Genomic DNA, 12,133 nt, shown 5'->3' with positions numbered 1-12,133 from the left:
AGAAAAAATATAGCATTTTTTCCTATAAATGAGCATTTTTAAATAGGCTGTATTGAAATAATTCTTGTTCCACTTTTTTCTTCCAAGCATCTTGTTTTGGATTTTTTTTGAATAGTATTTTTTGCCCAATTTTAATATAATAATCCTGATTATCTGCGTCAAATTGGTTGGAAGCTTTTTCTTTCATCACATTCCAATGATGAATTTTCTTTCGGTAAATAGAAATATCAGTTACGTTTTTTTGTCTGAGACTTTCTACGGATTTTCTCATTTTTCGGGCATATAATTCGGTGAGGTCAAAATGAATCTGCTCGTGTTGTAAAACGTAATCGTTTTTGATAAGCATCCAAGATTCATTGGGGTCAAAATAAGTTTTAATATTAAATTCTGGAACCAAATTTTTATTTCTTTGAAATGAAGAATATTCTATTCTAATGGCGCTTATTGCACCTAAAAATTGCTGTTGATTTACTTTTATCGTGTCTTTATTGTAAGCCTTAAAATCTTGAATTTTTAATTTTTTATTTTCTTGCCAAAGAATTAAATCATCTTTTACAAAAGCAAAACTCATAAGCGAAATAGAGCCAAGGAAAAAAAATATATTTTTGAGGATTCGGTTTTTCATACTGTTTATTAAACAATTTTTTTGCCAAAATAGTATGAAAAAATCCAACTGATGATTCAGTTGGATTTTTAAATTTATCTTTAAATTTTATGAAAACATGTCTCTTACCTTGTCAAAAAAAGATTTTTCTTTTCCAGAAGGTTCTGCTTGCATTTGACCAGTTTTCATCTGCGTTTCGAAGAACTCTTTTTGTTCTGGAGTGAGTTTTTGAGGCGTCCAAACGTTTATATGCACAAACATGTCACCTTTTCCGTAAGAATCTATGCTTGGTAATCCTTTTCCTGCTAATCTTAAAATTTTACCAGATTGAGTTCCTGCATCAATTTTAATTTTAACTTTTCCACCTACGGTATTAATTTCTTTAGAAGTTCCCAAAGCTGCTTCTGCAAAAGAAATATAGAGTTCTTGGTGTAGATTATCGCCTTCGCGTTTTATAGTAGCATCTTGTTCTTCTTCGATAACAACTAATAAATCTCCAGGAATTCCACCAAAAGGAGCGTCATTACCTTTTCCGCGAACGTTTAATTGAATTCCGTCTCTAGCTCCCGCTGGAATTTTGATAGAAACTTCTTCTTCTGACTTGATGAGTCCTTCAGCATTAGCTCCTGCAGGGATTTTATCAGCAATTTTACCTAAACCGTTACACGTTCCACAAGTAGTCTGTGTTTGCATTTGTCCAAACATGGTATTCATCACTTTAATCTGAACTCCGCTTCCGTTACAAGTGGTACATGTTTTAGAAGTAGCACCTTCCGCTACTTTCATTCGTTTTACTTTTATGGTTTTAGTGGTGCCATTCACCATTTCGTCGAGATTTAATCTAATTCTAACTCTCAAGTTAGAACCTTTGATTTGATGGCTTCTTCCACCACCACCAAAGCCGCCACCACCGAAATGTCCACCGAAAATATCTCCAAATTGTGAAAAAATATCTTCCATGTTCATTCCGCCACCGCCGAAGCCACCACCGTAACCACCACCTGCAGCTCCTCCAACTCCTGCATGACCGAATTGGTCATAACGAGCTTTTTTATCGGCATCGCTTAATATTTCGTAAGCTTCTGCAGCTTCTTTAAATTTTTCTTCTGCAGATTTGTCTCCCGGATTTTTATCTGGGTGATATTTGATGGCCAATTTACGGTAAGCCTTTTTGATTTCGTCTGCGCTGGCTGATTTTGATACGCCTAATATTTCGTAATAATCTCTTTTTGACATTTCTTATGTTGTTAGATGATGGATGATGGGTATTTGAAGTTATTTTTGTGTGGAATTATTTCATCCAACTTCTTACTTCCAAGATCCAGACTAAAAATTAATTTCCTGTAACTACTTTTGCAAATCTAATTACTCTATCGTGTAACTGATAACCCGTTTCTACTACATCTACAATTTTTCCTTTTAAATCTTCAGATGGAGCAGGAATAGAAGTAATTGCTTCATGGAAATCTACGTTAAACTCATCACCAGCATTTACTTCTACATTTTTTAAACCTTTGTCTGATAATGTGTTTTTGAATTTTTGATAAATGAGTTCTACGCCTTTCAAGTCTGATTCGTTGCCGCTTTTTGCAATTTCTTTGATGGCTCTTTCAAAATCATCTAAGATAGAAAGCATAGCAATCATCATTTCGGTATTTGCATATTGTGCAAACTCCATTTTTTCTTTCAAGGTTCTCTTTTTATAATTTTCGAACTCTGCATACAAACGAATGTAACGGTCTTTTTCTTCTGCCAAAAGTTCTTCTGCAGTAGGTTGTTCTGTCACACTTTCTGTAGTTTTTTGTTCGTTTTGTAGATTTTCTTGACCTTCTTTATTTAAATTTTCTTCGTGTAGTTCTTTGTTTTCGCTCATTTCATTAGAATTTTCTACTGCAATATTTCAAAGATTTTGCCAAAGAGCAGTTTAGGAAAAATTGGCAGAAAAATTTCAATTTTAAATAAGTTTTAATTAGAGTTCTTTTTTAGCCCTGATTGAAGCGGTTACCCCGCAGTATGTTTGGGGAGTAGAAATGGAACGAGGAGTAAAAGCGGAAAGCAGGTTCTCGGCTTCTAAAAATTATAAATTATTTTCCTGTGAATGTTTGATACAGTAAGTAAAGATTTAGAATTACGATGATGATGGAAATAACCCAAGCAAGAATTTTCAAAGCAGGTTTATTCACAAATTCTCCCATTTTTAGTTTGTCATTTGTAAACATGACTAATGGAATTACCGCAAAACTGAGTTGCATAGAAAGAATAACTTGGCTTAAAACCAATAAATCGGTAGTTCCTTTTTCACCATAAATGAGCGAGATAATAAATGCAGGTACTATTGCTAAAAGTCTGGTAATTAATCTTCTGAGCCAAGGTTTTAGTTTAAGGTTTAAGAAGCCTTCCATCACGATTTGCCCCGCTAATGTTCCTGTGAGTGTAGAGTTTTGTCCTGAAGCTAATAAGGCTACCGCAAATAAAATACTGGCTAAACTGGTTCCTAAAATAGGTGAAAGTAATTTGTAAGCATCATGAATATCTGCTACATCTTTGTACCCAGAATTGTGGAAAGTTGCCGCCGAAACAATTAAAATTGCCGCATTGATAAAAAAAGCAAAAAGCAAAGAAACAGTACTGTCTATAGTCGCGAATTTAATCGCCATTTTTTTCCCTTCTGAAGTTCTGGGGTAAGCTCTAGTTTGTACGATGCTGCTATGTAAATATAAATTATGCGGCATCACAGTTGCTCCTAAAATACCAATGGCGATGTACAGCATTGATGGATTAAAAACAATTTCTTTCTGAGGAATTAAACTGCTTAAAATAGGCATTATTTCTGGTTGACTTACCAAGATTTCGTATAAGAAGCACGCAAAAATGACGAAAATAAGCCCTGCAACAAAACTTTCGAGCCATCTGAAACCTTTAGATTGAAGCATCAGAATAAGTAAAACATCTATTCCTGTAATCAAAATTCCAATAGGTAATGGAATTCCAAATAATAAGTTTAAGGCAATTGCCGAACCGATAACTTCTGCTAAATCACATGCAATAATTGCAATTTCGCATAGAACCCATAATATGAAATTCACCTTTGGCGAAAAATGGTCTCTACAAGCTTGTGCCAAGTCTCTTTCGGCTGCAATTCCTAGTTTTAAAGATAAATGTTGAAGGATAATGGCAAAAATATTTGATAAAAGAATTACGGATAATAATGTATAGCCAAATTGTGAACCACCTGCAATATCTGTTGCCCAATTTCCAGGATCCATATAACCTACAGCTACCATCAAACCTGGACCTGCAAATGCAAAAAGTTTTTTCCAAAAACTACCATTTGTGGGTATAGAAACAGAAGCAAATGATTCTGATAATGAGTTTTGGTCATTATTTCTTCTCCAAGGTTTCTTCATAAATGTTAGGTTAGTCTAACAAAATTAGTTAAATATTTCTTATTTGGAAAATAAATATGAAAAAAAACGCTTAAAAAATTTTCTAAGCGTCTATTATAATGAAGATTATTTTAAAATTATTTGGTAAATCTCAATGCTATTTTTCTGTCAATTGATCTTTCTTCTTCGGTTGCTGTGGCAGGTAAAGTCGCAAACTTACTACCATAACCTTCTGCATTTGCGATTTGAGTTCCTACTCCAGCTTTAGTCAATTCATTTTTTATGAAGTCTGCTCTCGCTTGAGAAAGGGCTATATTTTCAGTTTCGGTTCCGGATTTGTCGGTATAAGCACCTATTTTAATTTTGACTTCGGGATACGCTTTTAAAATTTTAATAAGATTTGCTATTTGTTCTGTTCCAGATGCTAATTGGTCTGATTTTCCTGAAGCAAAACTGACTTGGTCAAATTCATACCAAGTTGATTTTAGAGCATCGTCATCTTTAGCATTTTTATAGTTGTCTGCTTTTAAAAATGTAATCATTCTGTCTTCTAAACCATCAGAAACCACTTGTAGAAAAATTCCTTTGAACTCAATTTTTTTCTGAGCATCTGATAAAGAATCAGCCGGAATAGGTTCAGGGATTTTAGTGATATTTTCTGTTGAAGTTTCAGTTTTAAGAATTTCCTTTTGTATCAATTGGTTCCACAAAAACCAAGCAACTATGCCAAGAATGAGTAAGGGAAGAAGCCATTTCCAAAAAGAACTTTTTTCTTCTGTCTCTTGTTTTATGATTTTAACTTCTTCTTTGGTTTTATGAGAAGTAGTATTGGAAATTTCAACCGGAGTTTCTGTGTTTTTTTCGAGTAAATTTTCTAAGCCTAAATGTTCTAAAGACATTCCAGCTGGCAATAAAGCTGGGATTAAGCATCTGTGTTCAGCTAATTTTGAAAGAATTCCTTGGTCATCTAATCCGTGTTTATGGGCACATTTTTTTATTCCTTCGAGTGTAGCAGCAGTTGCAATTTTTAGAAGTGTTTCGGCTGAGGTTTTATTTACGTTAGAGTACTCAGAGACGTGAGAAATAATATGTTCGCCCTGTTCTCCCAAAGTATTTAAAATAATATTCTGAATTTCTGTACTGTTGATTGCTTTTTCAAGTAAGTTTTCAGAAAAATCGAGAGACGAAGTTTCAAGAAGTGCATTAATCACATCTTTTTGTTTAGAATGTTGGGCAAAAACTCCTAAAACTGCAGGAAAAAGACTTCCTAAAGCTTTTGAAATGTTTGATTCGCTTTCTCCTAACTGAATGGCTGCTTCGGAAATTAATTCTGGGTTTAATTGAGGTTTTATGAGGTCAATGAGTGACATGGTGTTGGTATAAAAAATTAACGAAGTTAAAGTTAAAAATTTTTTCCTTTACTTCGTTAATTCTTGAAAAATATGATGAGAAATTAATCTTCTCCTTGAAATCTTAATACGCCTTTGCAAAAAGAACTCTTTTGGTAGAAGGTTTTCCTGAAATTAAGGAAACGCCATTCTCGTCTTCTGCATCTAGTGGGATACATCTTATGGTAGCTTTGGTTTCTTCTTTAATTTGCTCTTCTTCTTCAGCAGTTCCGTCCCAATGTGCAGCAATGAAACCTCCTTTTTCTTCTAACACTTTTTTGAATTCTTCGTAAGAATCTACTTTAGTAATATGTTCGTTTCTATATGTTTCAGCTTTTTTGTAGATATCATTTTGAACGTTAACCAATAGTTCTTCAATGTAATCTTCGATGTTTTCTAACGAACGAACTTCTTTGGTTAAGTTATCTCTTCTTGCAATTTCTACTGTTTTATTTTCTAAATCTCTAGCGCCCATTGCAATTCTTAATGGAACTCCTTTTAATTCATATTCTGCAAATTTCCAGCCTGGTTTATACTCGGTTCTGTCGTCATATTTTACAGAAATTCCTTTTGCTTTTAATTTGTCATAAATTTCATTGGCTACCACAGAGATTTCTGCCAGTTGCTCTTCTCCTTTGAAAATAGGAACTATTACCACTTGAATTGGAGCCAATTTCGGTGGAAGTACCAAACCAAAATCATCAGAATGTGTCATGATTAATGCACCCATCAATCTGGTAGAAACGCCCCAAGAAGTAGCCCAAGCAAATTCTTGTTTTCCTTCTCTATTGGTGAATTTTACATCAAAAGCTTTAGCAAAATTTTGTCCTAAGAAGTGAGAAGTTCCAGCTTGAAGTGCTTTTCCGTCTTGCATCATCGCTTCGATACAATAGGTTTCATCTGCGCCAGCAAATCTTTCAGTAGGAGTTTTAAAACCTTTGATTACAGGAATTGCCATGAAATTTTCTACTACATCAGCATACACTTCTAGCATTTTCTCAGTCTCTTCTATAGCTTCATCTTTAGTGGCATGAGCGGTATGACCTTCTTGCCAAAGGAACTCCGAAGTTCTTAAGAAAAGTCGGGTTCTCATTTCCCAGCGAACAACATTTGCCCATTGATTGATGAGAATTGGTAAATCTCTATATGATTGAATCCAAGATTTATAAGTGTTCCAAATAATCGCTTCAGAAGTTGGACGAACAATTAGTTCTTCTTCTAATTTTGCTTCTGGGTCTACAATTAATTTATGAGGATTATTAGGGTCTGTTTTTAGTCTGTAGTGGGTTACTACAGCGCATTCTTTGGCAAATCCTTCTGCATTTTTTTCTTCAGCTTCAAATAAGCTTTTCGGGACAAAGAGTGGGAAGTAAGCGTTTTGGTGACCAGTTTCTTTGAATTTTTTGTCTAGTTCTGCTTGAATTTTTTCCCAGATAGCATAACCGTAGGGTTTTATCACCATGCTTCCTCTTACACCTGAGTTTTCAGCTAGGTCTGCTTTTACTACAAGTTCGTTATACCATTTGCTATAATCTTCACTCCTTGTTGTTAATTTTGCCATTTTTTATTAAAATTTAACTTTTTAATTTTGAGAATATCTAATGTTATATTGTATTTTTGATGAAAAATATAAATACCGAGTATATTGGTATAATTTTGGTATTAATATTTTGCAAAGATAAATAAACTTAATTACATCTATCATGAAAAATTCTACTTATAAAAACTTATCAGAAATTCTTAGAACAAAAGGTGTTCTAGGGGTTGCAGCTGGTTTGCTTTTGGTTTCATGTGGTTCTCAAATGGGAGGTTACACAGAAACTGATGGGGTGTATTATGACCCTAATAAAGATGTGATACCAGAAGGTATTGTGATGCCTGAACCTTATCAAGTGGATGAAGTATATGCATATGAGTCTGATTCTACTAGTATTATAGAGCAAAATCAACAAAATCAAGCGGCTCAAAAAAATAAATACAAAACATGGAGTGGAACAGAATCTGACTGGGGAACTTACGCAGGAACAGAACAAAACATCTATTATAACAATTATAATACTTGGGGCTGGAATCCTTACGGATATTATTCTCCTTATTACGGTTGGGGAAATGGTTGGAATATAGGAATTGGTTTCGGTTGGAATAGCTGGGACTGGAATCCTTATTGGGATCCTTACTTTGGTTATGGAGGCTATGGTTACTATAACCCTTGGTATGGCCATTATTCTCCATATTATTACGGTGGTTACTATGGATATAATCCATATTATTATGGAGGATATTACTATCCAAGAAATAATTATAAGAGAAGCGGGGCTGATGCCATTACTAGAGGAAATGGTTTCCAAAATTCTAATAACAGAAGTTTAAATAATAGGATGAATTCTAATAATACTAATAATTCTGGATTCAGAACTGCACCACCTAGAAACACTAACCCTAATATGACTCAGCCACCACAAAATTCTAATCCTTCAAGATTTAGAAGTGTTCCAAGACAAGAACCAAGACAATATGAAGCACCAAGAGTAGAGCCAAGAAGAAATGACTGGGGAGGAAGTTCTAATTCTGGAGGAGGTTTCAGATCAGGTGGCTCATCTAGTTCTAGCGGAAGCTCAAGTTCTGGCGGTGGTTTCAGATCAGGTGGATTTAGATAAGAAATAATAAAACTATAATTTTGAGAAAATGTTTAAAAAATCTTTAACAATATTAAGTATTGCATCTGCATTTTATCTTCAAGCGCAAGATGTTTCGATTATCAGAAATTCTGTAGATGTTTATTCCGCAAATCCATTGACTGGCTCTGCTAAATTTAATGCAATGGCAGGTTCTATGGGAGCTTTAGGAGGAGATCTTTCTGCAATTAATACCAATCCTGCAAGTGTGGGAGTTTTTATTACAGGAAATATTAGTGGAACCATAGCAGTTAATAATTCTAAAAGCACATCGTCTTTTTCTAATACAGCCAATTCTTATAAATTAAATAATGCAGATTTAGGTCAATTAGGTGGGGTAGCTGTTTTTGCAACAAGCGGAAACACACCTTGGAAATTTGTGAATTTTGGGGTTAATTACACCAATCAAAATTTAGAAGAATACATAGAAACACCAGCCAATTCTAGCTATAAATTTCAAGACAGTAATCTGGTAGATACGAATGGAAACCCTGTTACAGGAACTTTTACTTCTCTAGGTCACGCTTATGACAGAACGGGAAATCTTACCAACATGAACATCGCTTTTGGTGGTAATTATGACAATAAATTCTATGTGGGAGGTTCCCTTAATTTCAAAGGTGCTGCAATAGAACAATATGATTCTTCTAGATTATCACTAGATGTAGATAATAATAACAGCTATGTTTTAAACAAACAAGGAACTCCTTATTCTGAAGATTCTAATGGTTTCTCTTTTTCTGCGGGTATCATTGGAAAAATTAATAATAACCTAAGACTAGGAGCTTCTATTGAATCACCAACTTGGTGGACAATGTACAGAACTTACAGCGAAGTAAACGAAGATAATTTAGGGTATTTCTTTGATTATTATGACGAAGACAGAAAATTCACTTCACCTATGAAAGCTACATTAAGTGGAGCTTTTGTGTTGAATAAAAATTTCGCACTAAACGTAGATTATTCATTAGGATTAACCAAGCCAAAATATAAAGTTCAAGGTCCTGCAGAGACTCAGCTCAACAATTTCTTTAAATCTGAATACAAAAATTTATCAGAACTTAGAGTAGGAGGTGAATACCGTTATAACAATTTCAGATTAAGAGGTGGTTACGGAATTTCTAATTCACCATTCGAAAAGAGAGCAAATTTTGATGATTTGTATGTAGGCAAAAGAGAAACATTAGGTGTAGGATTCGGATTTGATTTTAAATCATTCTATATTGATGCAGCTTATAATAAGATTACTACCAACTCTACCAATGTATACGGAGATGGAAATTATTACAGTACAGCCAATAATGGAGATGTAGAATTCTTTACTTATAATCCTAATACTTTCACTTCTAAATTAGAAAACATTAAGGACAATGTAACCCTTACTTTAGGATGGAAATTTTAAAAAAACTTTCCTTATAAAACATAAAAAAAACTCCTGAATTTTCGGGAGTTTTTCTTTTTATTTAAAATCTATTTTTTAATGATGAGCATGAAATAAATGATTTACCAAAGCTAGTACAACTCCAGCAATCACTAAAAAAAGCTTTTGCCAATCCATTTTGTGATTTTTATTGCTTTCAAAAATAATCACAGATGAAATATGTAAGAAAATTCCACCAACTAATGCCAAGAAATAAGGTTGCCATTTAGGGTTGAAATAATCTCCAAAAACCATTCCCAGTGGAGATGCCATTGCAAATAAGACGATAATAAACCAAGAAAAAATATTATTTTTTTCTCTTAATAAAAAAGTTCCTAGAATGAATGAAATCGGTAAATTATGGAACACAATTCCTAATAAATAAGGAGAAGTTACATCTGTAATATTGGCTAAAGGAATTCCTTCTAAAAATGCGTGAACAAACATTCCTGCCATCAGAGCAATAGGCAAAATGTTTTTTTCTTCGTGGTGATGATGAAAATGCCCATGTTCGAAACCTTTGGTAAGGCTTTCTAAAATCATTTGAAGCAAAACGCCACCAATAATCCAAATTCCAATATTGTGGTCTTCGGCTTCATACACTTCTGGAAATACTTCGCTTACACAAACCGTAATCAAAAAGCCTGCACTTAGAATAAGTAAATTTTTAGCAAAAGTATTGCTCTTCCCGAAATATTTTCCCAAAAGAACACCAATTATAACGCTTAAGATCAATAGAATGATAATCATTTTCTTTGCTTTTGGCTTTCAGCAAAATGCTTTTAGCTTTTTTATTTTAATTTTTAACTCTGAACTGGAAAATACATCTCGGTGAAGTTTCTCTTTCAAAATCTTCTAATTGATAGTTTCCCCAAATTTTTACAGCTTCAAACCCGAAGCCTTCGGCTATGTTTTTTATTTCTTCTAAAGTGTGAAGTTTTACTTTTTCGAAATAATGAAATTGCTCTCCCTTATCTTCAAAGAAAATATCTTTTATGACATGATTTTCTTCTATCCTTTTTTTGATGAGAAAATCTATTCCGCCTTTGGTAACAGTTGTTTCTTCCACCAAAGTGTTTTTCACAAATTTTTCATTGAGAAAATCCAAAACGAAAATTCCATCGTTCTGTAAAACATTTTTTACCGAAGAAAAAACTTTTCTGTCATCTTCATCATTATCAAAATATCCAAAACTGGTGAATAAATTGAAAACAGCACTTACTTTTTCAGAAGAAATATTGGGGTAAAGTTCATTTCTCATGTCGTGAACTTTAAAGCTAAGACTTAGCGGAGCCGAAGTCTCAAACTGTTTATTGTGTTCTATGCTTTCTTCGGATAAATCTACTCCTAAAACTTCATAGCCTAACTTTTGTAAAAAAACAGAATGTCTGCCTTTGCCACATGCTAAATCTATGATTTTGGAATCTTTAGAAAGTTGTATTTCTTTGGTGAGATTTGTAATAAAATTTTCAGCTTCTATAAAATCTCTGTCTTTGTATAAAATATGATAGTATGGTGTATTAAACCAATCTTCGAACCAGCTCATTATGCAAAATTAGGTATTTTTAGATAAAGAAAATTATTAATTAAAAACAGAATAATTATTTTTGATGAAAATGTTTCGGAAAAGCATCTTCTGGTTTCATTTTCAGAAGGTTGAGTTTAACCCAAGATTCTAAAAAACCATAACCGTAAGAAAACATCTGAATATATGTGGTAATGATTGCTTGTGCAGCAATTGCAACATTTTTAGTCAAATACAAAGCATGTAGAAAAATAACTAAAGTATAAAAACCATAACATGCTAATACAAAACCTTTGTACAAAAAGAAATATTCTAAAATCCCAGCTACATAACCCAATAAAAATAATGTAGGGAACCAAAAAGTTGGTTTTACATAATCAGGATGTCTTTGGTTTAGAATAGGTCTTGCGCAACCAAATTGATATACTTGTTTTGAAAATTTTCCCAAATCTGTTCTGCGTTTATGATAAACTCCAATATCGTCAAAAAAAGCAGTTTGGTAACCGTTTTCCCAAATCGTCATTGATAAATCTGGATCTTCGCCAATTCGCATTTCAGAAAAACCGCCAATTTTTAAGAAAATTTCTTTGTTTACCCCCATGTTAAAGCTTCTTGGCTGAAATCTGGTCACTGCTTTTTTACTTCCTCTAACTCCGCCAGTAGTAAAAACCGAAGTCATAGAATAGGAGATGGCTTTTTGTAAAATATTGAAACCTTTATGGGCTTTATCTGCACCACCAAAAGCAGCGCAATCTGTTTTTTCTAGATTTTTTTTGATGTTTTCTATGTAATCTTTTTCTACAATTACATCAGAATCTACAAAAACCAACCAATCATTTTTGGCTCTATTTGCTCCGTAATTTCTAGATAAACCAGGTCCAGAATTCGGTTTTTTGAAATATTGAATGTTCAACATTTCCTTAAAGGTTTCCACAGTAGGCAATAAATCTACGAACGAACCATCATCTACGATGATGATTTCAAAATCTTTATCGGTTTGAGCAATAAGAGAGTTCAAAAGCTCGAATAATTCGTCTTTTCTGTTGAAAATCGCGACTACAATGGAAATGGTTTTTTGCATTCAACAAAAATAGTGGTTTCAAACGTATTTGAATAAATTTAGACCAAGAAATTC

Annotated in this window: 11 protein-coding genes; 2 read left to right on the top strand and 9 right to left on the bottom strand. The window is 33.4% G+C overall.

The annotated features are described in order from the left end of the window. Positions 1–22: 22 nt before the first annotated feature. The 6 genes from N7277_RS10700 to proS all read right to left on the bottom strand — a co-directional run bounded on the left by N7277_RS10700 (position 23) and on the right by proS (position 6,939). Positions 23–625, bottom strand: a complete 603-nt coding sequence (locus N7277_RS10700) for a hypothetical protein (protein WP_274779532.1) — start codon at positions 623–625, stop codon at positions 23–25. An 87-nt stretch (positions 626–712) separates the two neighbouring features. Then, on the bottom strand, positions 713–1,840 hold the full coding sequence (gene dnaJ / locus N7277_RS10695; RefSeq protein ID WP_274779531.1) for a molecular chaperone DnaJ: 1,128 nt from the start codon (positions 1,838–1,840) through the stop codon (positions 713–715). Positions 1,841–1,937: 97 nt separating this feature from the next. Further along, on the bottom strand, positions 1,938–2,477 hold the full coding sequence (locus N7277_RS10690; protein WP_274779530.1) for a nucleotide exchange factor GrpE: 540 nt from the start codon (positions 2,475–2,477) through the stop codon (positions 1,938–1,940). A 211-nt stretch (positions 2,478–2,688) separates the two neighbouring features. Continuing rightward, complete coding sequence (locus N7277_RS10685) at positions 2,689–4,011, bottom strand: Nramp family divalent metal transporter (protein WP_274779529.1); 1,323 nt, start codon at positions 4,009–4,011, stop codon at positions 2,689–2,691. Between the two features lie 116 nt (positions 4,012–4,127). Next, on the bottom strand, positions 4,128–5,360 hold the full coding sequence (locus N7277_RS10680) for an OmpA family protein (protein WP_274779528.1): 1,233 nt from the start codon (positions 5,358–5,360) through the stop codon (positions 4,128–4,130). A 103-nt stretch (positions 5,361–5,463) separates the two neighbouring features. Beyond that, positions 5,464–6,939, bottom strand: coding sequence for a proline--tRNA ligase (gene proS, locus N7277_RS10675; RefSeq protein WP_274779527.1), 1,476 nt, complete (start codon positions 6,937–6,939; stop codon positions 5,464–5,466). Positions 6,940–7,081: 142 nt separating this feature from the next. On the opposite strand from proS, the gene N7277_RS10670 reads away from it, so the two are divergent. Continuing rightward, complete coding sequence (locus tag N7277_RS10670) at positions 7,082–8,035, top strand: prolyl-tRNA synthetase (RefSeq protein ID WP_274779526.1); 954 nt, start codon at positions 7,082–7,084, stop codon at positions 8,033–8,035. Positions 8,036–8,063: 28 nt separating this feature from the next. Beyond that, complete coding sequence (locus N7277_RS10665) at positions 8,064–9,455, top strand: OmpP1/FadL family transporter (protein ID WP_274779525.1); 1,392 nt, start codon at positions 8,064–8,066, stop codon at positions 9,453–9,455. 75 nt (positions 9,456–9,530) lie between these two features. Here the strand turns inward: N7277_RS10665 and N7277_RS10660 are convergent, their stop codons facing one another. Genes N7277_RS10660 through N7277_RS10650 form a run of 3 tightly spaced genes read right to left on the bottom strand, consistent with a single transcriptional unit; the run spans position 9,531 to position 12,079 of the window. Further along, positions 9,531–10,223 (bottom strand): ZIP family metal transporter, encoded by a 693-nt coding sequence (locus N7277_RS10660; protein WP_274779524.1) that lies wholly within the window; start codon positions 10,221–10,223, stop codon positions 9,531–9,533. A 46-nt stretch (positions 10,224–10,269) separates the two neighbouring features. Beyond that, entirely contained in the window at positions 10,270–11,019 is a 750-nt protein-coding gene (locus N7277_RS10655; protein WP_274779523.1) for a class I SAM-dependent DNA methyltransferase, read from the bottom strand. Between the two features lie 55 nt (positions 11,020–11,074). Continuing rightward, the gene (locus tag N7277_RS10650) at positions 11,075–12,079 is read right to left on the bottom strand and encodes a glycosyltransferase (protein ID WP_274779522.1); all 1,005 of its coding nucleotides are present in this window, start codon (positions 12,077–12,079) and stop codon (positions 11,075–11,077) included. Positions 12,080–12,133 lie beyond the last annotated feature (54 nt).

This window comes from Cloacibacterium sp. TD35 (assembly GCF_028864635.1).
Taxonomy (GTDB): Bacteria; Bacteroidota; Bacteroidia; order Flavobacteriales; family Weeksellaceae; genus Cloacibacterium.
This window is presented reverse-complemented; position numbering and strand designations above follow the sequence as displayed.

What these genes read in the sequence shown, in the direction of transcription:
- N7277_RS10670 (WP_274779526.1), top strand. Translation starts at nt 7,082, where the DNA reads ATGAAAAATTCTACTTATAAAAACTTATCAGAAATTCTTAGAACAAAA.
- N7277_RS10650 (WP_274779522.1), bottom strand. Translation starts at nt 12,079, where the DNA reads ATGCAAAAAACCATTTCCATTGTAGTCGCGATTTTCAACAGAAAAGAC.
- N7277_RS10660 (WP_274779524.1), bottom strand. Translation starts at nt 10,223, where the DNA reads ATGATTATCATTCTATTGATCTTAAGCGTTATAATTGGTGTTCTTTTG.
- N7277_RS10665 (WP_274779525.1), top strand. Translation starts at nt 8,064, where the DNA reads ATGTTTAAAAAATCTTTAACAATATTAAGTATTGCATCTGCATTTTAT.
- N7277_RS10700 (WP_274779532.1), bottom strand. Translation starts at nt 625, where the DNA reads ATGAAAAACCGAATCCTCAAAAATATATTTTTTTTCCTTGGCTCTATT.
- N7277_RS10690 (WP_274779530.1), bottom strand. Translation starts at nt 2,477, where the DNA reads ATGAGCGAAAACAAAGAACTACACGAAGAAAATTTAAATAAAGAAGGT.
- N7277_RS10685 (WP_274779529.1), bottom strand. Translation starts at nt 4,011, where the DNA reads ATGAAGAAACCTTGGAGAAGAAATAATGACCAAAACTCATTATCAGAA.
- N7277_RS10680 (WP_274779528.1), bottom strand. Translation starts at nt 5,360, where the DNA reads ATGTCACTCATTGACCTCATAAAACCTCAATTAAACCCAGAATTAATT.
- N7277_RS10655 (WP_274779523.1), bottom strand. Translation starts at nt 11,019, where the DNA reads ATGAGCTGGTTCGAAGATTGGTTTAATACACCATACTATCATATTTTA.
- proS (WP_274779527.1), bottom strand. Translation starts at nt 6,939, where the DNA reads ATGGCAAAATTAACAACAAGGAGTGAAGATTATAGCAAATGGTATAAC.
- dnaJ (WP_274779531.1), bottom strand. Translation starts at nt 1,840, where the DNA reads ATGTCAAAAAGAGATTATTACGAAATATTAGGCGTATCAAAATCAGCC.